This is a genomic window from Paenibacillus lentimorbus NRRL B-30488 (assembly GCF_000411595.1).
Classification (GTDB): domain Bacteria; phylum Bacillota; class Bacilli; order Bacillales; family Bacillaceae; genus Bacillus; species Bacillus velezensis.
Map to the genome: position 1 here is coordinate 40,855 of NZ_ANAT01000021.1, position 20,426 is coordinate 61,280.

At 46.4% G+C, this 20,426-nt stretch carries 16 protein-coding genes, 9 pseudogenes and 1 riboswitch; of the genes and pseudogenes, 7 read left to right on the forward strand and 18 right to left on the reverse strand.

Features of this window, described 5'->3' with window-relative positions; translation table 11 throughout:
- Nucleotides 1-7: 7 nt before the first annotated feature.
- From spoIIIAE to D368_RS11860, 9 genes and pseudogenes are all read right to left on the reverse strand, one after another.
- Nucleotides 8-1,216 (reverse strand): stage III sporulation protein AE, encoded by a 1,209-nt coding sequence (spoIIIAE, locus tag D368_RS11820; RefSeq protein WP_128574828.1) that lies wholly within the window; start codon nucleotides 1,214-1,216, stop codon nucleotides 8-10.
- Between the two features lie 33 nt (nucleotides 1,217-1,249).
- Nucleotides 1,250-1,699 carry a stage III sporulation protein AD gene (spoIIIAD, locus tag D368_RS11825; RefSeq protein WP_101562266.1) on the reverse strand — a complete coding sequence of 150 codons (450 nt, stop codon included), beginning with the start codon at nucleotides 1,697-1,699 and terminating at the stop codon, nucleotides 1,250-1,252.
- Nucleotides 1,653-1,857, reverse strand: a pseudogene (gene spoIIIAC, locus D368_RS11830) (stage III sporulation protein AC). Before spoIIIAC ends, spoIIIAD begins: the two are co-directional and overlap by 47 nt.
- 22 nt (nucleotides 1,858-1,879) lie before the next feature.
- Nucleotides 1,880-2,396, reverse strand: a pseudogene (gene spoIIIAB / locus D368_RS11835) (stage III sporulation protein SpoIIIAB).
- Complete coding sequence (gene spoIIIAA, locus D368_RS11840) at nucleotides 2,390-3,313, reverse strand: stage III sporulation protein AA (protein WP_071391623.1); 924 nt, start codon at nucleotides 3,311-3,313, stop codon at nucleotides 2,390-2,392. The pseudogene spoIIIAB and the gene spoIIIAA overlap by 7 nt, the downstream one beginning before the upstream one ends.
- Nucleotides 3,314-3,389: 76 nt before the next feature.
- A complete protein-coding gene (locus D368_RS11845; RefSeq protein WP_003153124.1) occupies nucleotides 3,390-3,671 on the reverse strand; it encodes a YqhV family protein in 282 nt (93 codons plus the stop codon).
- Nucleotides 3,672-3,818: 147 nt separating this feature from the next.
- Nucleotides 3,819-4,376, reverse strand: a complete 558-nt coding sequence (gene efp, locus D368_RS11850; protein ID WP_003153123.1) for an elongation factor P — start codon at nucleotides 4,374-4,376, stop codon at nucleotides 3,819-3,821.
- Between the two features lie 24 nt (nucleotides 4,377-4,400).
- Nucleotides 4,401-5,463 (reverse strand): annotated as a pseudogene (locus D368_RS11855) (M24 family metallopeptidase).
- 131 nt (nucleotides 5,464-5,594) lie between these two features.
- Nucleotides 5,595-6,124: pseudogene (locus D368_RS11860) on the reverse strand (YqhR family membrane protein).
- A 221-nt stretch (nucleotides 6,125-6,345) separates the two neighbouring features.
- Here D368_RS11860 and D368_RS11865 point away from each other — a divergent pair.
- Together D368_RS11865 and D368_RS11870 are read left to right on the forward strand one after the other, a co-directional pair.
- Nucleotides 6,346-7,302: a DUF1385 domain-containing protein gene (locus D368_RS11865; RefSeq protein ID WP_003153120.1), complete on the forward strand. Its 957-nt coding sequence runs from the start codon at nucleotides 6,346-6,348 to the stop codon at nucleotides 7,300-7,302.
- Nucleotides 7,303-7,336: 34 nt separating this feature from the next.
- Nucleotides 7,337-7,732 carry an SA1362 family protein gene (locus D368_RS11870; RefSeq protein WP_020956074.1) on the forward strand — a complete coding sequence of 132 codons (396 nt, stop codon included), beginning with the start codon at nucleotides 7,337-7,339 and terminating at the stop codon, nucleotides 7,730-7,732.
- On the opposite strand, the gene D368_RS11875 is transcribed toward D368_RS11870, so the two are convergent.
- The 3 genes and pseudogenes from D368_RS11875 to D368_RS11885 all read right to left on the reverse strand — a co-directional run bounded on the left by D368_RS11875 (nucleotide 7,729) and on the right by D368_RS11885 (nucleotide 10,082).
- On the reverse strand, nucleotides 7,729-8,604 hold the full coding sequence (locus D368_RS11875) for a patatin-like phospholipase family protein (RefSeq protein WP_015388011.1): 876 nt from the start codon (nucleotides 8,602-8,604) through the stop codon (nucleotides 7,729-7,731). The two genes, D368_RS11870 and D368_RS11875, sit on opposite strands and share 4 nt — an antisense overlap.
- 134 nt (nucleotides 8,605-8,738) lie before the next feature.
- A pseudogene (gene mntR, locus D368_RS11880) lies at nucleotides 8,739-9,146 on the reverse strand (transcriptional regulator MntR); the annotation flags it as partial.
- Nucleotides 9,147-9,245: 99 nt separating this feature from the next.
- The gene (locus tag D368_RS11885; RefSeq protein WP_003153114.1) at nucleotides 9,246-10,082 is read right to left on the reverse strand and encodes a lipoate--protein ligase family protein; all 837 of its coding nucleotides are present in this window, start codon (nucleotides 10,080-10,082) and stop codon (nucleotides 9,246-9,248) included.
- A 193-nt stretch (nucleotides 10,083-10,275) separates the two neighbouring features.
- On the opposite strand from D368_RS11885, the gene D368_RS11890 reads away from it, so the two are divergent.
- On the forward strand, nucleotides 10,276-10,656 hold the full coding sequence (locus tag D368_RS11890; RefSeq protein WP_007408335.1) for a rhodanese-like domain-containing protein: 381 nt from the start codon (nucleotides 10,276-10,278) through the stop codon (nucleotides 10,654-10,656).
- Nucleotides 10,657-10,708: 52 nt separating this feature from the next.
- Here D368_RS11890 and gcvPB read toward each other — a convergent pair whose 3' ends face one another.
- The 3 genes and pseudogenes from gcvPB to gcvT all read right to left on the reverse strand — a co-directional run bounded on the left by gcvPB (nucleotide 10,709) and on the right by gcvT (nucleotide 14,635).
- A complete protein-coding gene (gcvPB, locus tag D368_RS11895; RefSeq protein ID WP_128574829.1) occupies nucleotides 10,709-12,184 on the reverse strand; it encodes an aminomethyl-transferring glycine dehydrogenase subunit GcvPB in 1,476 nt (491 codons plus the stop codon).
- Nucleotides 12,177-13,521: pseudogene (gcvPA, locus tag D368_RS11900) on the reverse strand (aminomethyl-transferring glycine dehydrogenase subunit GcvPA). The gene gcvPB and the pseudogene gcvPA overlap by 8 nt, the downstream one beginning before the upstream one ends.
- A gap of 14 nt (nucleotides 13,522-13,535) precedes the next feature.
- Nucleotides 13,536-14,635 (reverse strand): annotated as a pseudogene (gene gcvT / locus D368_RS11905) (glycine cleavage system aminomethyltransferase GcvT).
- A 178-nt stretch (nucleotides 14,636-14,813) separates the two neighbouring features.
- Nucleotides 14,814-14,914, reverse strand: a riboswitch (glycine riboswitch).
- A 144-nt stretch (nucleotides 14,915-15,058) separates the two neighbouring features.
- On the opposite strand from gcvT, the gene D368_RS11910 reads away from it, so the two are divergent.
- The 4 genes and pseudogenes from D368_RS11910 to sinR all read left to right on the forward strand — a co-directional run bounded on the left by D368_RS11910 (nucleotide 15,059) and on the right by sinR (nucleotide 18,257).
- On the forward strand, nucleotides 15,059-16,729 hold the full coding sequence (locus tag D368_RS11910) for a DEAD/DEAH box helicase (protein WP_128574830.1): 1,671 nt from the start codon (nucleotides 15,059-15,061) through the stop codon (nucleotides 16,727-16,729).
- Nucleotides 16,730-16,746: 17 nt separating this feature from the next.
- Nucleotides 16,747-17,540 (forward strand): annotated as a pseudogene (locus D368_RS11915) (YqhG family protein).
- A gap of 175 nt (nucleotides 17,541-17,715) precedes the next feature.
- Nucleotides 17,716-17,889, forward strand: coding sequence for an anti-repressor SinI (sinI, locus tag D368_RS11920; protein WP_003153105.1), 174 nt, complete (start codon nucleotides 17,716-17,718; stop codon nucleotides 17,887-17,889).
- A 33-nt stretch (nucleotides 17,890-17,922) separates the two neighbouring features.
- Nucleotides 17,923-18,257 (forward strand): annotated as a pseudogene (gene sinR, locus D368_RS11925) (transcriptional regulator SinR).
- A gap of 47 nt (nucleotides 18,258-18,304) precedes the next feature.
- On the opposite strand, the gene tasA reads toward sinR, so the two are convergent.
- From tasA to tapA, 3 genes are all read right to left on the reverse strand, one after another.
- On the reverse strand, nucleotides 18,305-19,090 hold the full coding sequence (tasA, locus tag D368_RS11930; protein WP_007408329.1) for a biofilm matrix protein TasA: 786 nt from the start codon (nucleotides 19,088-19,090) through the stop codon (nucleotides 18,305-18,307).
- 63 nt (nucleotides 19,091-19,153) lie between these two features.
- Complete coding sequence (sipW, locus tag D368_RS11935; protein ID WP_101562270.1) at nucleotides 19,154-19,738, reverse strand: signal peptidase I SipW; 585 nt, start codon at nucleotides 19,736-19,738, stop codon at nucleotides 19,154-19,156.
- A complete protein-coding gene (gene tapA, locus D368_RS11940; RefSeq protein WP_071391613.1) occupies nucleotides 19,710-20,381 on the reverse strand; it encodes an amyloid fiber anchoring/assembly protein TapA in 672 nt (223 codons plus the stop codon). The genes sipW and tapA overlap by 29 nt, the downstream gene beginning before the upstream one ends.
- Between the last annotated feature and the right edge of the window lie 45 nt (nucleotides 20,382-20,426).

Consider the following 20,426-nt stretch of genomic DNA (forward strand, 5'->3'; position numbering starts at 1 on the left):
GCCTCCTTTATTTCATCATCATGGTGAGGTTGCCTGCTGTAATAATGACTGTGATGCTGAGGAAAAACATGAGAGAGACGATGGCGAGCGCCGCGAAAATATACAGTACGCTTCTGCTGATGACGCCGAGGCACGTAATGACGGGCCCGCCTCCGAGCGGCTGCAGAATAGCGGCCGCGAGCTTATAAATAAAAGCGAGCGAGAGCACTTTGATCGCCGGAAACGCGGAGATGCAGATCAAAATTCCGACTCCGAGGATTCCCACGGTGTTTTTTAATAGGAGTGAGGCGCTGATGACCGTATCCGTCGCATCCGTAAACATCCGGCCGAGCACGGGAATAAAATTGCCTGTTATAAATTTTGCAGTCCTGAGCGTAATCCCGTCCGTCACGGCAGCCGAAGCCCCCTGTACGGAGATGACGCCGAGAAACACGGTGAGGAATACGGCAAGCGCGCCGATCGCGATATTTCTGAGCAGATTGGCAAGCTGCGTGACTTTATATTGATCCGTCATCGTGCTGACGATGCTTAAAATCGCTGACAGGAAGATAAGCGGCATGACGATGTTTTGAATGAGAAGGCCGCTCGTATTCATCAGAAATAAAATAACGGGGTGAAAAAAAGCTGCGGAGACGGCTCCCCCGGAAGACGCCAAAAGCGCGAGTAAAAGCGGGATAAGCGCGAGAATGAAGCTTGTCATCGTCTGGATCGCTTCACTGGCATAATTGACAGCAACATGAAAGCTGTTTAAAGCGAGAATAATCAGCACCATGTAGACGATTGCATAAGCCACTTTGCTGACGGTGCTCTGCTGGAACGCATTTTGCAGGAGCTGCAGAATGACACAAAAAATGGTGAGAAGAATCAAAGTTCCCAGAAGCTTTCCGTTTGCGAGCACTTCATGAAACAAGTATGAAAATAAAGCCTTCAGCCATGCCTCCGGTGAGAACGTTTTTTCACCGTTAATAAAGTCGATGATGCTTCCCTTTTGGCTTTCAGGCAGAAGACCGCCGTATTCTGTCATGATGTCGTCCCAAAACTTTCCGATGCCTTCTGTTTTCAACGCTTCGGCCTGCTTTTTCGCCACTTCATCAGCGGATTCTTGATGAACTGCGGTTTCCTGCGACGCACCGTCTGTTCCGGCAGATTGTACACATTCAGTCTGAAAAAATAAGAGGATGAACAAAAAAGCCCCCGCCCACCGAAAGCGCTTCATTTTTTGTGCCCCCCCTTTCCATTTTATTTATGATCAAGAAGGAATAAGTCCGAGAATCGTTTCAATAATGACGGTGAGTATCGGCACGGCCATTACCAGTATCAAAATTTTTCCGGCCAGCTCTATTTTCGAAGCAATCGCTCCCTGGCCCGCATCCTTTGTCAGCTGCGCACCGAATTCAGCGATGTAGGCGATGCCGATAATTTTTAAAATGGTTTCCACATAGACCATATTGACATTTGCATTGACGGCTATTTTTTCTATCATTCTGATAATGTCGTAAATCTGATCGATGAGATAGAGAAAGATCACGCAGCCGCTGAAGACGACAATCATAAACGCGAAAGTCGGTTTCTGTTCTTTTACGATCAGGGAGAGAAATGTGGCGATCAGGCCTAAACCTACAATTTGAACAATCTCAATCTGTAAGCCCCCCCTATCCTTGGAATAGAAACACAGCTTTGATCTTTTTGAACAGGTCATCGACAATCGTCGCCACCATAAATAAAATATAGATAAAGCCAAGCAGCGTCACCCATTGGGCGTATTCTTTTTCCCATTTGGTCAAGTATGGTGTGCAGAAACGCAACCACGATACCGACTCCGGCGATTTGAAAAATGACATTTACGTCGACTCCCATTTTATGTTTGCTCCCCTCATGTTTACATCAATAGAAGAATGAGTAACAGTCCGGCTAAAAATCCTAAGCTTTTCACCATTTTTTCATTTTTCGCCTGCGCCCGTCCGGCATCCGCTTCCGCCGCTTCCAAATGTGTAAGCGCAAGCTTGATATGTTTCTGCTGAGAAACACGGTCATGGAGCCCGAGCGTCTCTCCGAATTGCTTCAGCACATCGTATTCGCTTTTTTTTCATCGCCATGGAAGACCAGTTATGTTTCAAGCTCTGTTCCCAAGCCGTTTTGGCGGAATCGCTTCCCTGCTCAAGCCTTCTGCTGAAAGCTAGAAACAATAACGATACAGGTTCGGAAAGCTGTGCGGCAATTTGTCCCGAAGCTATGTGCAGCGGCGTATGCCCGAACATGATTTCCGCTTCAAGCGATTGCAGCGCCGCGCGCAGCTGACGGATCTGCCTCGGCCTTTCAATATACATTTTGGCGATCTCAAATCCCGTCCATGTCGTCGCTGTCAGAATGAACACGGCACCTAAAAGCTTCAGCATGTCATCACGCTTTCAGCATGAGGAACCGGTTCTCCGTCCTTTCCGTACATCCTGCTGATCGTTCCCGGACCGCGGCGTCTTGACAGTTCAACATACCGGTCAAACACGTTTTCCTCCCAAAGCATTTTCAGCGACGGCCTCTTGACCAAGTCTTTCATATTCCATCCGTGCGCAGAGACGATAATGGATACGCCCGCATGGAGCGCCTCCATCAGCGCTTGTGAGTCTTCCATTCTCCCAATTTCATCCACAATTATGACATCAGGGCTCATAGAGCGGATCATCATCATCAGCCCTTCCGCCTTCGGACAGGCATCAAGGACATCGACTCTGCGGCCGAAACTGTGCTGGGGAATGCCCCGCAGGCAGCCGGCAATTTCCGACCGTTCATCTACGATACCTGTCTTTTTTGCCGGGATGCGTTTTGATCCGGTGCTGGAAAGCCGGGCCAAATCACGAAGCAAGGTCGTTTTCCCCGTTTGCGGAGGACCGATGATCAGCGTGTTCAGCCAGTTTTCTTTCCATAAGAAAGGAATGAGCGGTTCTGCGATCCCCAACTTCTCCCGGGCGATTCGGATATTAAAAGAAGTAATATCCCGGAGTCCTTTGACGGCTCCGTTTTCGACGATGACTCTTCCGGCCAGCCCCACACGGTGGCCTCCTCTGATTGTGATGTATCCTTTTTTCAGCTCTTCTTCCAGCGTGTACATACTGTAATTGCTGAGCCGGCTGAGGATCAGCTGTGCGTCGCCGGCCGTACACACATATGACAAATACAAAGGTTGTCCTTTTTGGATCAGTTCAACCGGCCTGTCGACCCGGATTCTGATTTCTTCTGTATCCCGCCTCGCTTCTTCGGGCACGGCGGAGATGGCATCTCTCAATAATTCAGGGAGAACCTCTGTAATTTCATTCAATAGAGTCTCCTCCTTTTTACCGATTGGCTTCTTTAAAATGTATGATCCGGGACAGACTTTATGACACCCCGGCCCTCTATTTATGCACACCGGCCAAAATCAGCACCACCCCCGCAAAAATCAATATTAATTTTGCATATGAGAGCTGTCCGGCAATCTGATAAATGCCGATCGTCATTGTGATGATAAAGATCAGAGGGCCGACGATTGCCAAAATACTATTCACCACAACCGCTTTTCTGATGTCGTTTGTCAAAAGCATGATAATAGCGGCCGATAATTCAATGAGCGAGGACAAAACTCGTAAACCGGCCATCGTTAAAACAGTAGAATTGATTGAACCGAACAAAAATTTCATTGCAATCCCCCAACTTCAAGCATTTTGTTACACTATATGCTCTAGCTGACGGAAGTAGTCTCACTATTTTCATATAGAAGAAAGATTCTGAGGCAGAACGCAAAAAAAGCCTGCCCCGTAAAAGGAGCAGACTCCGAATTTCTTTAACTACGCTCTTGACACGTAAGAACCGTCTGATGTATTTACAACCAGCGTATCGCCTTCGTTCACGAAGAACGGTACGTTTACGACAAGGCCTGTTTCCGTTTTGGCAGGTTTCGTGCCGCCTGACGCCGTGTCGCCTTTAATTCCCGGCTCTGTTTCAACAACTTTCAGTTCAACTGTGTTCGGCAGTTCAATACCGAGCGTTTCAGACTGATACATCATGATATGCACAGACATATTTTCCAGAAGGTATTTCAATTCTTCTTCGATTTGGTTTTCGTTCAATTCAAGCTGTTCATATGAGCTTGTATCCATGAATACGTGCTGATCGCCGTTGGCATAAAGATACTGCATTGTTTTTGTTTCGATTTGAGCTTTCGCGACTTTTTCACCTGCACGGAATGTTTTCTCCTGAATAGCGCCCGTGCGCAGGTTACGCAATTTAGAACGGACAAATGCCGCTCCTTTTCCCGGTTTTACGTGCTGAAAGTCAACGACGCGCCAAATGCCGCCGTCTACTTCAATCGTTAGTCCTGTACGAAAATCGTTAACTGAAATCATGTTTGATGTCCTCCTATATTCCGATCACAAAATAATTAATTCTTTAGGGGAATGCGTAATTGTCCGGTTGCCGTCCTCAGTGATGATGATATCATCTTCGATTCTTGCGCCCCCAACATCCGGTATGTATATGCCCGGCTCAACCGTTACCGCCATGCCCGGCTCAAGAACGGCCGATGACCTGAAAGACAGCCCCGGTGATTCATGGACTTCCATTCCGAACCCGTGTCCTGTCGAATGGCCGAAATACTGTCCGTAGCCTTTTGCGGTGATATGATCCCTCGTCAGGGCATCCGCTTCTTTTCCCGTCATGCCGGGTTTTATATGCAGGACACCAAGCGCTTGGGCATCGTATACGACCTGATAAATCTCTTTCAGTTTATCACTTGGCTCTCCGACCGCGACGGTGCGTGTGATATCAGAACAATAGCCTTTATAATAAGCGCCGAAATCAAGCGTGACCAAGTCTCCCTTTTCAATCAATTTGCCGCTTGCCACTCCGTGGGGAAGGCTGGATCTGACTCCCGAGGCGACGATCATATCAAAGGAAGAGCCGTCTGCTCCTTGACGTCTCATATAAAATTCGAGCTCGTTTGCAACTGAAATCTCTGAGATGCCCGGTTTGATAAACGTCAGAATATGTTCAAACGCATCATCCGCAATCTTCGCAGCTTCCTCTAATATCTTAATCTCTTCACTTGACTTAATCAAGCGCAACTTTTCAACGGAATCCGCGACGGGAACCATCTCCGCTTCCTGCAGCACCGCTTGGTAGGATGCATATGTTCCGTACGTCATGCTGTTTTGCTCGAAGCCGAGTTTTTTTAACGCCGTACTCAAGAATCGTATCCGCAGCCGTTTGGATTAAGCTACCGCCGTGCTCGATAATGTCAAAACCCTTCACTTGCGTCTTCGCCTGCTCGGTGTAACGGAAATCCGTGATAAATGCCGCACGTTCTTTCGATATGACCGCAAGGCCTGACGAACCCGTAAATCCCGTCATATACTGCAGATTGGCGGAGCTTGTCACCAACATTCCGTCTATATCCAGCTGACCGAAAAGATTTCGCAATTTCTCAAGTTTCATTCCCTTTCTCCTCCTCGCCGATTCTTGACTGCCGCCTGACAACGCGGGAGCATCCCCGCCCGGTTTTCAGCATAAAAAATGTTCACTTCTCGTGAACATTTTACCATACCGGACAGGGATTATACACTTATTCACTTGTTGCCGAGCGCCCTTGCAAGCTTGTCTGACGTAAGTTCATTGTAGTTGAAGGAAATTGAGTAGCCGACAAACAAACCGTACAGAATGTAAAGGCAAAGCGTCGTCACGATTGTATCTGATTTCAATTCAGTGATGGATTTCACATCTTCGAAAATCGGATTGAATAAGAAAAAAACCGCACACCATAAAATGACGCCGTACACCATCCCCGGCCACATGGTTTTAAAACGCTTCAGGCAGACGAAATAAATAAACGCCCCGGCAATTGAAATGAATCCGATGACAACGATGCTGACCATCGTGCCGAGCCATTGTTTTTTCCATTCTCCGATCATAAACGGCTGAAGAATCATGTTCGGGCTGATCTCTGAAAAATGAAAGACATACCCGAGATAGCCGATCAAACTCCAAAATACACCGCCGGCAAATCCGATACCGCAAATTCTGCCGGTAAATGAAACAGGCTGCTGATCATCATCCCGCTTCTTTTTTCTTCCTGTTCTGAATGTTTTTCGCTTGTCATCATGGCACCTCCAGTCATAGACTGCCCCAAAATTGAAAAGTCATAAAAAGCTGCGCCATATTTTCATTCAATGAGTAAAATCTAAAGAAACGGGGTATACTGCATGTAGAAAAAGCATTGATTTTCCGGCTGTCTAACTAGAGGTTTACTGCGGTTTCCTGTACAATAGAGTGAAAGGAAATGGTTAGTAAATCCTAAGAAAACAGGCAGGTTGATAAACAATGTCCAAACAAAAAACGCCCCCTGCATACGGCGGGCAGGCTGTCGTTGAAGGGGTCATGTTCGGCGGCAGAAAGAATTATGTTACCGCCATCCGCAGGAATGACGGAAGCATTGATTTTTTCAAGCTTCCGAGAGTGCCGAACGCCAAGCTTTCGGCTTTAAAAAAGATTCCTTTTTTGCGGGGAATCGTCGCCATCATTGAGGCGAGCGCCAACGGCACAAAGCATTTAAACTTTTCCAGCGAACGATACGGGCTTGATCCTCAGGATGACGCCAAGCTGGAGCAGGAAGATAAGAAGGGTTCGGGCTTATCGATGTTTTTCAGCCTGGCGGTGATCGGCGTTCTGTCGTTTTTGTTCAGCAAATTCGTTTTTACGCTCGTCCCGGTCTTCTTAGCGGAGCTTGTAAGGCCCGTCTTTTCCTCAGACGCCGCGCAGATCGGAATCGAAAGTCTGTTTAAGCTTATTCTGCTTCTCGGCTACATTTATTTTTTATCAATGACGCCGTTAATTAAAAGAGTGTTTCAATATCATGGAGCCGAACATAAGGTCATAAACTGTTATGAACAGAATTTGCCAATTACAATAGAAAATGTTCAGAAACAGTCACGGCTTCATTACCGTTGCGGTTCAAGCTTTATTTTATTTACGATCATTGTCGGCATGTTCGTCTATTTACTCGTTCCGACAGATCCGCTTTGGGTGCGGATTTTAGACAGGATTGCGCTTATACCGGTCGTTCTCGGCATCTCCTTTGAAGTGCTCCAGCTGACGAACAGAGTGCGGAATATCCCCGTTTTGAAAGTGCTCGGTTATCCCGGCCTGTGGCTGCAGCTTTTAACGACAAAGGAACCGGCGGATGACCAGGTCGAGGTTGCCATAGAAAGCTTTAACGAGCTTCTCAGACTGGAAGACATTTCAGAACAGAGCGAAAAGCCGTCTCACAACGTAATCTGAACCGTTACCGTTATTATTTTGGAGGTGGGCAGTTATGAATCATCGTGTACAACCTTTTTTTGCTGTATTGATAGCGCTTGGCGCATTCGGTTTCATTTATGCGGCGGTAACCAACCCCGGGCAGATGATTTCAAGAGCGATCACCGTTATTATCGCAGGCGTTATTATTTATTTTATCGTGAGGACGGTCCTGAACCGACGCACCGGCCGTGACGGAACCGCTTTCAGAAAAGCGGCCAGACAATCGCGGCTCCGAATGAAGGAGCAAAAAGCGAAGCACCGTGCCGGACACAGAGGCCGGGTCAGCCATTTGCGGAGCGTGCCGAGCAGCAGCAGACCGAAGCCGATGATTCTTAAGAAAAAAAGCCAGACCCAGCTTACCGTCATAGAAGGCAAAAAGAATAAAAAGAAAAACAGAGCGCTTTTTTAATAGCTCCATTGCTTCAAAAATTGCTCTGTTCTGCTTTTTCCTAGCTCAATGAGAGCTAGTTTTTTTTGCGGTGTGAGATGAAACTCCGTCGCCATCACATGTTCCACCGGAATAAAAATAATATTCTGTTCGTACTTTGTCGCGATATGCCTGGCATCATGAGCGTCTTTCATCGTTTCAAACAAAGCCCCGAACAGCTCAAAAGCGTTGCGGATTGATTTTTTCGGGCGCTCTTTTTCGTTGGGCGAAAGCGAAATTCCGATGACCGGCCGTTTGCGTTCTTTTGAATACAGCCAAATCGGGAAATTGCTTAACACACCGCCGTCAACGACCGTTGAGGTGCCTTTTTCGGTCTTCAGTTTTATCGGTTCAAAAAAATAAGGAATGCTGCAGCTCATTCTGACGGCTCTGGCAACCGGGAACATCTCCGGATTTAATCCGTAGCGGGGAAGATCGTCAGGAAGCACGATCATCGTTCCGTTCGTCAGATCTGAAGCGATGAGACGGAGCGAGCCTTTTTTCAAATCGCCGAACGCGATGATGCCCTTCGCTTTTAATTTATCCGCAATCCACTTTTCCAGCATATCGCCTCTGTATAGTCCGAGGCGCCAATATATCGACACCCACTGCAGGATTTTCAGCGGGAGGAATGAGCATCTCTGATCAAGCAATTGCCTTCCGTCCACCTCATCTATGATGGAATGAACCTCTCTGCTCGTATAGCCCGCAGCGATAAATGCGGCAATAATCGCGCCGGCGCTTGTTCCGGCGAGCCTTTCAAAGCGAAAGCCCTTTTCTTCCAGCGCTTCATAAGCGCCGGCAAGCGCCACCCCTTTTATCCCCCCTCCCGAAAATACGCCGTCAATCTGCATAGCGCGCCCTCTCCCTTCCATCTCAAGGTGTATTATTATTTTAAGAAACGGCTGGGCGAAATAGACCAAAGAATGAAGACATTAAAAAAAGGGCGCCCCATTTCGGGCTGCCCTTTATTCACCGGGATTTTCGGTTTTTTCTGTACGGATTTCAATTCTTTTTTCCGGCTTTCGTCATCTTCAAAATACTGAACGAGGTCGCCGATGCGGTCAATGCTGTTCCAGCTCAGATGATGTTCGATTCCTTCAACATCATTGTAAATCTTCTCTTCATCAACACCAATGATTCTTAAAAACTGCTCAAGCAATTCGTGTCTGTATACGAGCCGTTTGCCGATCTTTTTGCCTTTTGACGTCAATACGAGCCCGCGATATTTTTCATAAATCAAATACTCGTCTTTATCTAGTTTTTGAACCATTTTCGTTACAGAGGAGGGGTGGACTGCCAAAGCTTCCGCGATATCAGAAACCCGTGCATATCCTTTTTCTTCTATCAGCATATAAATCTGTTCAATATAATCTTCCATACTTGGTGTTGTCATAAGTAACCCTCCCAAAAAGCACCTTAACTTTATAAACCATTACAAGTTTACACTAACGGTCATGAAAAAACAAGAATGCTTCCGGTCTGTCAAGCCTTATCAGCGCTTATAATTCCATTCATCAGACGCGTATTTCGTCTCAGCCAGCTCATTGACAAATGCAAGCTCTTCAGACGTGAGTGTGTAAGGCTCAAGATGAATGTTCAGCCCTTCCTCAAAACCGGCTTTAAAAGCGATTCTGGCCTCATCCATCGTTACCCGTTTCGGCGCTAAGGCGTTGATGGCTACCGCTTTGTTTTTGAAATTCCGCTGCATGCGCTCACGGACTCTGTCGCTCGGATATAAAAACAGATCAAACAGTTTATCCTCATCAATGTCAAGCAGGATGGAACCGTGCTGAAGAATGACGCCTTTTTGGCGTGTCTGTGCGCTTCCGGCAACTTTCCGTCCTTCAACGACCAGTTCATACCACGAAGGCGCATCAAAGCAGACGGACGAGCGCGGATTTTTCAAGCTTTCTTTTTCTTTCTCCGTTCGCGGAATCGCAAAGCAGGCATCAAGTCCAAGGTTTCTGAATCCCTGCAGAATACCTTCTGAAATCACCCGGTACGCCTCTGTCACCGTGGCCGGCATTTCCGGGTGATCCTCTGAAACGATTACGCTGTATGTCAATTCTTTATCATGCAGAACACCCCGTCCGCCTGTCGGTCTTCTGACAAACCCGAGGCCGTGTTTATGTACTGCGTCAAAGTTAATTTCCTTCTTAATATTTTGAAAATACCCGACAGACAAAGTTGCCGGATTCCAGCCGTAAAATCGGATCACCGGAGGAATTTTCTTTTGGCTGTGCCAATATAAAAGCGCTTCATCCAGCGCCATGTTAAATGCCGGGCTTTCATTCCCTGAGTCAATAAACCGCCATGTTTCTTTTTCCATATACTGAACCCTTCTTTATCGTTTTAATAAAATCAGTTTAACAAACTGCCTTGAAAATGAAAAATATTTCGTTTCATTAAGGATGACAATCCCTTCATGCTTTACTATAATAGTATTTGTCCCAAAACGTCCGGTAAGCCTTGTTTTCAGGAAGCAGGGTTTTGATTTTATAAGCTAAAGGAGTAGAATTGCATTGTCTAATATGATTGCATTAATTATTGTTGCGGCGTTTATCGTTTATATGATCGTGTCGTATTTTTACCAGCAGCGTTTAATGAAAACACTTACGGAAGAGGAATTCCGCGCGGGCTACAGAAAAGCGCAGCTGATTGACGTCCGTGAACCGAATGAATTTGAAGGCGGCCATATTCTCGGCGCGCGCAACATTCCGCTGTCACAGCTGAAACAGCGCAAAAGTGAAATCCGTCCTGATAAACCCGTTTATCTGTACTGCCAAAACAATGTCCGCAGCGGACGCGCGGCACAGACGCTCCGCAAACACGGCTGCAAAGATATTTACAACCTGAAAGGCGGATTTAAAAAATGGGGCGGAAAAATTAAAGCAAAAAACTAATCATGAAAAAAGAGCTGTCCGTTTTATACGGAAGCTCTTTTTTTATACCGTGTCAGCGGCTGACGTCAGGTGTACGTTCGTATTTTAAAACCGGCTTTCTTGCCGCCTTGGTTTCATCCATTCTTTTGACAACTGTTGTATGCGGCGCCTCCTGAACGATTTCAGGCGATTCCTCCGCTTCCCGCGCAATTTGAATCATGGCATCTATAAACGCATCAAGCGTTTCCTTCGATTCCGTTTCCGTCGGTTCGATCATGATGCTTTCTTCAACATTGAGAGGAAAATACACAGTCGGCGGATGATAGCCGAAATCCAAAAGCCGTTTGGCAATATCAAGCGTTCTTACGCCGAGCTTTTTCTGCCTTCTTCCCGATAACACAAATTCATGCTTGCAATGACGGTCAAACGGGAGATCATAATAAGGCGCGAGTCTTCTCATCATATAATTTGCATTTAAAACCGCGTTTTCGGTCACAGCTTTTAAGCCGTCAGGCCCCATGGAACGGATATACGTGTAGGCTCTGACATTAATGCCGAAGTTGCCGTAATAAGGTTTTACGCGCCCGATCGACTGCGGCCGGTCATAGTCAAAAGTCAAACGGCCCTCTTTTTTCGTAAGAACGGGTTTCGGCAGATACGGAATGAATTCTTTTTTCACTCCGACCGGCCCTGAGCCCGGTCCTCCCCCGCCGTGCGGCCCGGTAAATGTTTTATGCAGATTAAGGTGAACGACGTCAAATCCCATATCTCCCGGTCTTGCTTTACTTAAAACGGCATTTAAATTCGCTCCGTCATAATAAAGCTTTCCGCCGGCCTGATGGACGATTTCAGCCATTTCCGTAATGTTTTCTTCAAATAACCCGAGGGTGTTCGGATTCGTCAGCATCAGCGCCGCTGTTTCTTCGTTTACCGCTCTTTTCAAATCTTCAATGTCAACCAGCCCGTGCTCATTTGACTTAACGGTAATCGTTTCAAAACCGGCGACCGTGGCGGATGCCGGATTCGTACCGTGGGCTGAATCAGGGACAATCACCTTCGTCCGTCCGAAGTCTCCCCGCGCTTCGTGATAGGCGCGGATCATCATCAGGCCGGTCCATTCGCCGTGAGCGCCCGCCGCAGGCTGCAGCGTCACCTCGTCCATGCCCGTAATCTCCTCCAAGTGTCCGCTTAAATCGTATAAAAGCTCAAGCGCCCCCTGAACCGTGTCCTCGTCCTGAAGCGGATGAATGGCGGAAAAACCTGCGATCCGGGCAATTTTTTCATTTAATTTCGGATTGTATTTCATCGTACAGGAGCCGAGCGGATAAAAGCCTGAATCAACTCCGTGGTTCCTCTTAGAAAGAGCGGTATAATGCCGCATAATATCGAGCTCTGATACTTCCGGCAGCTTTGCGTCTTCATCGCGGATATAGTCACCGGGAAGAAGGCTTTCAAGCTCTGTTTCCGGCACATCAAGCTCCGGAAGGCTGTAACCGATACGCCCTTCGCGGGACATTTCAAAAATAAGCGCCTGATCTTGATTATTCATGTTGATCCCCCAATCCCGCAATAAGCGAATCGATCTCTTCTTTTGTTCTCAGCTCTGTGACGGCAATGAGCATATGCTGATTCAGTTCCGGATACGCAAGGCCTAAGTCATATCCGCCGATTATGCCGTCTTGCAGGAGCCGCCGGTTTGCTTCCTTGACGGGAAGATTCAGCCTGACGGCAAATTCATTAAATATCGGGCCGTCAAATGCTACGTGCAAGCCGGCTTTTTCCGCTTGGCGTCTCGCGTAATCAGCTTTCAATATATTTTGGCGGGCCATGTCTTTGACGCCGTTTTTTCCGAGCGCCGTCATCGCGACTGAAGCTGCTAAAGCATTCAGCGCCTGATTTGAACAAATGTTAGACGTGGCTTTGTCTCTTCTGATATGCTGCTCACGCGCCTGAAGGGTGAGAACAAAACCTCTTCGCCCGTTTTCATCTTCCGTTTGGCCGACAAGCCGGCCCGGCACCTTTCTCATCAGTTTTTTCGTTACTGCAAAATAGCCGCAGTGCGGGCCGCCGAACGCCGCAGGTATGCCGAAAGGCTGCGCGTCCCCGACAACGATATCAGCTCCGTATGCCCCGGGCGGTGTCAAAATACCGAGCGCGAGCGGGTTTGAAGAAACAATCAGCTGGCTGTTTCCTTTATGTGCGAGCGGCTCAATGTCCTTTAACGGCTCGATTTGTCCGAAGAAGTTCGGATACTGGACGATCACGGCGGCCGTTTCATCACAAACGGCATGTTCCAATGCTTCAAGATCTGTGACGCCGTTTTTCGCGGGCACCTCTACAACCTCAATATATTGGCCCTTTGCGTATGTTTTCAAAACATCCCGCGATTCCGGATGAACGGCTGCGGAAATGACGATTTTTTCTTTTCGTATGTCCCGACGCAAGCATCGCCGCTTCCGCCAGCGCCGTTCCCCCGTCGTACATAGAGGAGTTTGCGATATCCATTCCCGTTAATTCACAGATCATCGTTTGAAATTCAAAAATCGCCTGCAGCTCTCCTTGTGAGATTTCAGGCTGGTAAGGCGTATATGCCGTGTAAAACTCTGATCGGGATATCACATGATCGACGATAACCGGCTGGTAGTGATCGTACACTCCTGCGCCCAGAAAAGATGCATATGTAACAGCGTCTTTATTTTTCGCCGCAAGCTTCGTCAGCTCTCTCGTCAGCTCTGTTTCTGATTTTGCTTTTTTAATTTGGTAGTCTTTTTGAAACCTCACATCTTCCGGAATATCGGCAAACAGTTCATCAATTGTTTCTGCGCCGATGGCTTTCAGCATTTCTTTTTTATCCTGTTCTGTCGCGGGCAAATATCGATGCTTCATATGACTCTCCTTTTTCAGCTCTGTTTTGGACGTTTATAAAACGGTGTGCGGACAATCTTCGCTTTTACCGTTTTTTACGGATTTCCACTTCTACTTCCGTTCCGACTTCACTGAATTCCGTTTTGATTAAGGCAAGGCCGATATTTTTCTTTAAAGTCGGAGATTGCGTGCCTGTCGTGACTTCACCGATCGGAACACCGTCTTTTTTCACGGCGTACCCGTGTCTCGGAATCCCTTTTTCAATCATCTCAAGTCCGACCAGCTTTCGCGGGGCTCCTTTTTCTTTCTGTTCGCGCAATACAGACTTCCCGAAAAAATCGGAATCTTTCTTGTGTTTCACGGCAAATCCGATTCCGGCTTCAATCGGTGTAATATCTTTCGTCAATTCCTGACCGTATAAAGCAAGCTTCGCTTCAAATCTCAGCGTATCACGGGCGCCGAGGCCGCACGGAACGAGGCCTTCATGCTCTCCCGCTGCAAGTATCTCCTTAAATAGATGAACCGCATCTTCATTGCGGCAATATAACTCAAATCCGTCTTCACCGGTATAGCCTGTTCTTGAAAGCAGGACTTGTCGTCCGGCAACGTCCGTCTCGTCAATAAATGTAAACGGCTTTAAGGAGGACAAATCACATTCAGTCAGCTTCGTAAGAACCGACTGAGCATTCGGCCCCTGAACGGCAAGCAGTGAAATCCCGTCAGACTGATTCGTCAGCGTGACATCGCCTTCCGCATGTTCCGTCAGCCAAGCGATGTCTTTTTCAATATTAGACGCGTTAATCACGAGCAGATAGCAGCTCTCGCTTTTCTGATAGATCAGCAAGTCATCGACCGTACCGCCGTCAGGATAACACATGGCGGTATAAAGCGCGTTTCCCGGCTTTAAATCGGCAACGTCATTTGTCATCATTTTTTGCAGAAAAGACAGGGCGTCTTTACCGGATACTTCGACTTCCCCCATATGAGACACATCAAACAGGCCCGCTTTTGTGCGGACGGCTTCATGCTCCTCTTTAATAGAAGAAAATTGAACCGGCAGCTCCCATCCTCCAAAATCAATCGTTTTTCCGCCGTATTCTTTATACACGTCATAAAGCGGTGTTCGTTTCAGCATCATCTTCCCCCTTCAGTCATTGGCGCATTGTAAAAACATATAAAAAAGGACAGAGAAACACCTCATGAAAATGAAGGTTTCTCTGTCCCGGCACCTGAAAGTTTACTTTATGAACATATCATAAAGACGTCCCCTTTGGTGGCCTGCTTCTTCTAAGTGCAGACACTCTCCAGAGTTGCGTCGAGCAAGAGTTCTTTTGCCTGAGAGATTCACTCCGCAGTTTGCTCCTTCGGCGCCCGGACGCCCATCTTTCGTCCGAGTCTCTCCCCTTGCTGTCATTCGCTCATATTTACCAATTTTATGGACATACTAAAGCAATATCTTTTAGTGAAATCATTACTTATATCCTACCACCCTCATTTACGTCCGGCAACAAAAATTATGATAAATCAGTTTTTTAAAAGAAAGGCGGTTTTGTTACATATGACAGCAGAGATCATATTTGATGCAAACTGGCCGGGAGAGTTTTCTGAGCGGCTGAAAACGGACGGTCCCTGGTCAAATTGGGAGATGTACAAACTGTCGGCTGAAGTCCAGCAGACCCTTGCCATTCCTGAATTTGAAGGGTTGAGGGCTCCTTTATACCTGCCCGATTTCACTCCGCTTCCACATCAGCTTGAGGTCGCGCAGAAAGTCGTTGAAAAAATGAACGGCAAGGCGATTTTGGCTGATGAAGTGGGGCTCGGAAAAACGGTGGAAGCGGGCCTGATTTTAAAAGAATATATGATTCGCGGGCTGGCCAAAAAAATCCTGATTCTTGTGCCGGCATCACTCGTTTCCCAGTGGGTGAAAGAGCTTCAGGAGAAGTTTTTAATACCCGCTGTTGAACAGAAGAAAAGCTATGTGTGGGAACAGTGCGATATCGTCGTTTCTTCTATTGATACGGCCAAACGCTCGCCACACAAAGACATTGTGCTTTCTATTCCGTATGATCTCGTCATTATTGACGAGGCGCACAAGCTCAAAAACAGCAAAACGAAAAATTATGAATTTGCGAGAAGTCTTGTGAAGAAATACTGCCTGCTTCTGACGGCGACGCCGATTCAAAACCGGATCGAAGAAATCTTCAATTTAGTGTCACTGTTAAAGCCCGGCCATTTAGGAAACGAAAGCGGATTTCAAGAAACCTTCAATCAGAAGGACGGGATTGACGCTCATGAGCATTTGAAAGAGCTCGTCAATAAAGTGATGATCCGCAACACGCGGAGCGACACCGGCCTTACATGGACGAAGCGCCACGTGGAAACAGTGCCGATCACCTTTTCACCGACGGAACAGGCGCTTTACGATGACATCGCCGCACTGAAAAACGGCACGGAAAAGCCCGCAAGCGCATTTTCCATTATGACGCTGCAAAGAGAGTGCTGTTCAAGCAGGGAAGCCGTGTATATGACGCTCAAAAAAATGCTTGACCAAAAAGACAAACAAGCGCCCGCATTCGATGAACAGACGATCGCTAATTTAATGGACCGCATCAATCAAGTAACGCAAAACTCAAAAGCGATTCAAGTTGTTGACTTGATCCAAAAGATTAATGATAAAGTCATTATTTTTACTGAATACAGGGCGACACAGATTTACCTGCAATGGTTCCTTCAGCAGAACGGCATAAGCTCCGTTCCGTTCAGAGGCGGATTTAAACGCGGAAAAAAAGACTGGATGAAGGATCTTTTCCGCGGCAAAGTGCAGGTGCTGATCGCTACAGAAGCCGGAGGCGAAGGGATCAACCTGCAATTCTGCAACCATATTATCAATTATGACCTCCCGTGGAACCCGATGCGGCTTGAACAAAGAATCGGAAGGATTCACAGACTCGGTCAGGAAAGAGATGTCCATATCTACAATATGGCGACAAAACATACGGTGGAAGAGCATATCTTAAAACTTCTGTATGACAAAATTCATTTATTTGAAAATGTCGTCGGAGAATTAGATGACATTTTAACAAAAATCAAAGTGAGCAATTTTGAAGACCATTTGCATGATATTTTATGCCATTCGCTGACAGAGGAGGAAATGAGAATCAAAATGGACAATCTCACCTCTTTTCTGTCGTACAGTACGGAAAAACCTGCCAGAAAAAAAGGGTCTTAAAAAGGAGGAAGCGCGACATGAGACAGCAGGAGGTTCACCAATTTTTACTGCGCTTTTTTGAAGCGAACCACTGCCCGATTACAGAACACGGGCCGGGTTTTATGACGGTTCAGTTGACGGTCGAGATGGACAAACAAATTATGAACCGCCCGTTTTATTGGCATTGGCGTGAAAAAACGGGCGGCGAACCGAACCCGATGAAGATTACGTTCATCACTGATAAAGAAACGGCTCCGGAGGATATGGACGGCGAGTTTATTTACTTTGGAGCCCCGCGCCTCTTTCAAATCTTTCAAGCAGTTAAACAAAATGGGAGATTTACAAGAATATATGAGAAAATTGTATCAGCCGGAGCCAGAGTGCCGCTTCAGCCCTGGCTTGGATTAAATGTAGTGATTTCATACCAATCCGACATGAAAAAAGACAGACTTTTGTCTTTAGGCCTGCATCTTGTTTCTGGAACAATTATAGAAGGGTTTCAGCAGAAGCTTGCACAGCTTCCGCTGACCTCGCAAATATCAGACTATTGCTTTACCATATCGCCGATGATTAAGCCGGAAAGCGGGATTAAAAGGATGGAGCATTACTTAAAAGACGCTGCCGCCAAAGAGCCGTCAGACTGGGCTGACAGCGCGATCGCCAGATGGAAAAAGGACCTCAGGCTGCTCGATCAGTTTTATGAGCAGACAGAAGAAAAACCTGAGGAATACCATTTGGAAAAACAAGCGCTGAAAGCCTTATATCAGCCGAAAATTCACATTCAGATTGAAAACGGCGGTTTATTTTCCTGCAAAGTAATTTTTCTGGATAAGCGTTATCCATTCGACACCTTTCCCGTTTTTCTGGAAATTCTATATTATAATAAAAGTATATAGAAAAAATTTCTGGCGTTTCGCATGCGATGAATCACTTCCAGACATGTAAAGATAAGGTCATGGGCGGATTGGCTGAAATACATAAACAAGTATTTTAGGAGGAGAAAATGCATGAAAAATGCAAAAATGGAATTTTCGCAATTAGATAAGGAATGGGTTGAGCTGATATTAGAAGCACAAAAAGCAAATATCAGCCTAGAAGAAATACGCAAATACCTGCTTTCGCATAAAAAGTCTTCTCAACATATCCAGGCAGCCAGAAGTCATACCGTAAATCCTTTCTGAATGTGCTATAATATCACAAGGAAGGTGATGACATTGATTGGCCAGCGTATTAAACAATACCGAAAAGAAAAAGGCTACTCACTATCAGAACTAGCTGAAAAAGCTGGGGTAGCGAAGTCTTATTTAAGCTCAATAGAACGAAATTTACAGACGAACCCCTCCATTCAATTTCTCGAAAAAGTCTCCGCTGTTCTGGACGTCTCGGTTCATACTTTACTTGATGAAAAACATGAAACCGAATACGATGGTCAATTAGATAGTGAATGGGAGAAATTAGTTCGCGATGCGATGACATCCGGGGTATCAAAAAACAATTTCGTGAATTTTTAGATTATCAAAAATGGAGAAAAGCGCAAAAAGAGGAGTAGTGCCGCCATATGTGCACAACTCCTCTTTTAACTGTCCGACTTTCGGATTAGTTTTTATCCTCACTGTGAGCCTTTTCATTTTCCTTGACGTAACCGTCTTTATCCGTATGATCTTTCGTAATGGTCAAGCCGTTCCATTGCGTTGCTTCAAAAGAGAATTGAAGAGAAATCGCATTGCCTTGGAACTTGTTTTGCACACTTAATCCGTCCGCAGTTTTTGCGGTATCATTTTTAAATTGGATTTCCATTCTCACCTGGTCATAATCAGCAGGCGTTTTCGGAACTCCGTCGTACTCAGGAGCTGTTTTGCCGTTAATGGTTGCCACATTGACTTTTCCGCTCTCGCTCAGGAATTTCGGATCAATGTGCTTGCTGATCGCTTCGGCAGCTGCTTTATCCTGTTTTGTTGACATTAAGTATAAGTCTTTCAGGCTGGCCGCCTTTAAAATGATATTTTTAGGATAGCCGTTGCCCCCTTCTTTACCGACTGTCAGAACCGTAATTTCAAACTGGCTGAGGAAATCCTCCGCAGATTCATTTCCTTTCTTTGCTCCTTTAAAGTCAGTAAAATTCAAAGCCATCAGCACTTCTTTAATGGCAAGTGAACCGTTGTTTCTGAATTCAAAATCTTTCGTCAATTTATCACCTGGTTTTAAGTTTGACAAATTGACATTGGCTGATTGTTCTTTAGCCGATAAATCAAGTGTTCCTGACGCAAATGTAGCGTCCGTCGACTTTACATCATTAAATGCGGCCCATGTGCCTCCTCCTACTAATGCTAAACCGAGTGCGGCAGAGGCAACGCCCAAGCTTAATTTCTTTTTCATACCCATGTTTGTACTCCCCTTACTTTTTATTTTTTGTTATCAAATCCTGTCGCCAGGTTGCAACCGTATTCATGTGGAGATGGTTCCCTTTTTCGCATGTTCTTCCAGCGCTTTCGTTTTCCGCTCAATATCGCGGAGGGCGCTGACGATGACTGTTATTGAGTAAATCAAAAGCATGACGCCGGGAACGATTAACAGAATCGCCGTTCCGATCGGCTGGCTTGCCAAATGTATGACATATCCTGCATACGGAAGCTGATATCCCGTATACTGGGCCGCCACTTTTTCAGCTTGAACGGGTGCGGCATCCGGGGCGGCATTATGGTCCCCTTTTGTCTCAAACAGCAGGTTCCCGTCCTTTTTTGTGATCCCGATTATTCTGTGTGTGACGGCTGTTCCGTCATCTTGCGTAAAGGTGATCACATCCCCTTTTTTTAAGTCATTCACGTCAGAAATTTTCTTTACCGCTATGAGCGAACCCGTCTTAAATTCCGGGTCCATTGAACCCGACAGCACGGATTTCAGCGTATAGCCGAAGATGGCCGGCTCACCCCCGGAAGCCCGGGTCGAAATCACCGTTAACGTCAGCACAATAATCAGGCTGAAGATGACGACATATAAAATATTACTGATCAGTTTCAGCGCTTTTTTCATGTTCTTCCCCGCTTTCTTTTACCGGCTCAGCCGGCTCTTTCTCCGTTTTCTTTAGCTCGGAAACGGTCGCCTGTTCCCGGCATTTGACGAGTTTCATCGGTTTTGACCACTCAAATTTTTCTTCGTCCGCCGGATACCCTTCAGGTTTGTAAACCTTGAATGCGTATATGCCCGGCTGCAAAGACCGCTTTGACTCAATTTTATAAATCGTTTTGCTTTTTTTATCAGTAATAAGCCCTTTATCCACAACATTGCCGTTTCGTAAAGGCTCCTGCTGAGAAGCGATTTTATGGAGCTCCCATCTCCAGTCAGAAACAGTCCGCTCTTTTCCCTTATTCTCCAGCTCGGCATAGAGTTGAAGCGGCGCACACACGGTGCCTGACGTATCAGTTTGATTTGTTATATGTAAATCACTCTGATCCCAGCGTTCGTCATAACGGCAATCGTCATCCGTATATTGAAAATCTCCGCACGTTTGAACCGGGAGACTGAAGCTTTTCACATCATTGAAGGAGGAACTTGTATCACCTGTGAACTGAGCACATATCGTCACGGACAGGCAAAAAATGAACGAAAGCCGTAAAAATAGCATCATCCGCCATCTCACCTTGCCCTTTTTTTCCATTCGCAACCATCGGAACATGCCTTACCCCCTGTAAAACTGTTAATAAATATGACAACCGTTCTT

Bases quoted from the DNA above. Each gene is read 5' to 3' on its own strand.
- spoIIIAD (WP_101562266.1), bottom strand. From the start codon at position 1,699: ATGACCTGTTCAAAAAGATCAAAGCTGTGTTTCTATTCCAAGGATAGG.
- D368_RS11870 (WP_020956074.1), top strand. From the start codon at position 7,337: ATGAATCATCGTGTACAACCTTTTTTTGCTGTATTGATAGCGCTTGGC.
- efp (WP_003153123.1), bottom strand. From the start codon at position 4,376: ATGATTTCAGTTAACGATTTTCGTACAGGACTAACGATTGAAGTAGAC.
- D368_RS11885 (WP_003153114.1), bottom strand. From the start codon at position 10,082: ATGGAAAAAGAAACATGGCGGTTTATTGACTCAGGGAATGAAAGCCCG.
- D368_RS11910 (WP_128574830.1), top strand. From the start codon at position 15,059: ATGACAGCAGAGATCATATTTGATGCAAACTGGCCGGGAGAGTTTTCT.
- gcvPB (WP_128574829.1), bottom strand. From the start codon at position 12,184: ATGAATAATCAAGATCAGGCGCTTATTTTTGAAATGTCCCGCGAAGGG.
- sinI (WP_003153105.1), top strand. From the start codon at position 17,716: ATGAAAAATGCAAAAATGGAATTTTCGCAATTAGATAAGGAATGGGTT.
- sipW (WP_101562270.1), bottom strand. From the start codon at position 19,738: ATGAAAAAAGCGCTGAAACTGATCAGTAATATTTTATATGTCGTCATC.
- D368_RS11845 (WP_003153124.1), bottom strand. From the start codon at position 3,671: ATGAAATTTTTGTTCGGTTCAATCAATTCTACTGTTTTAACGATGGCC.
- D368_RS11875 (WP_015388011.1), bottom strand. From the start codon at position 8,604: ATGCAGATTGACGGCGTATTTTCGGGAGGGGGGATAAAAGGGGTGGCG.
- D368_RS11865 (WP_003153120.1), top strand. From the start codon at position 6,346: ATGTCCAAACAAAAAACGCCCCCTGCATACGGCGGGCAGGCTGTCGTT.
- tapA (WP_071391613.1), bottom strand. From the start codon at position 20,381: ATGTTCCGATGGTTGCGAATGGAAAAAAAGGGCAAGGTGAGATGGCGG.
- tasA (WP_007408329.1), bottom strand. From the start codon at position 19,090: ATGGGTATGAAAAAGAAATTAAGCTTGGGCGTTGCCTCTGCCGCACTC.
- spoIIIAE (WP_128574828.1), bottom strand. From the start codon at position 1,216: ATGAAGCGCTTTCGGTGGGCGGGGGCTTTTTTGTTCATCCTCTTATTT.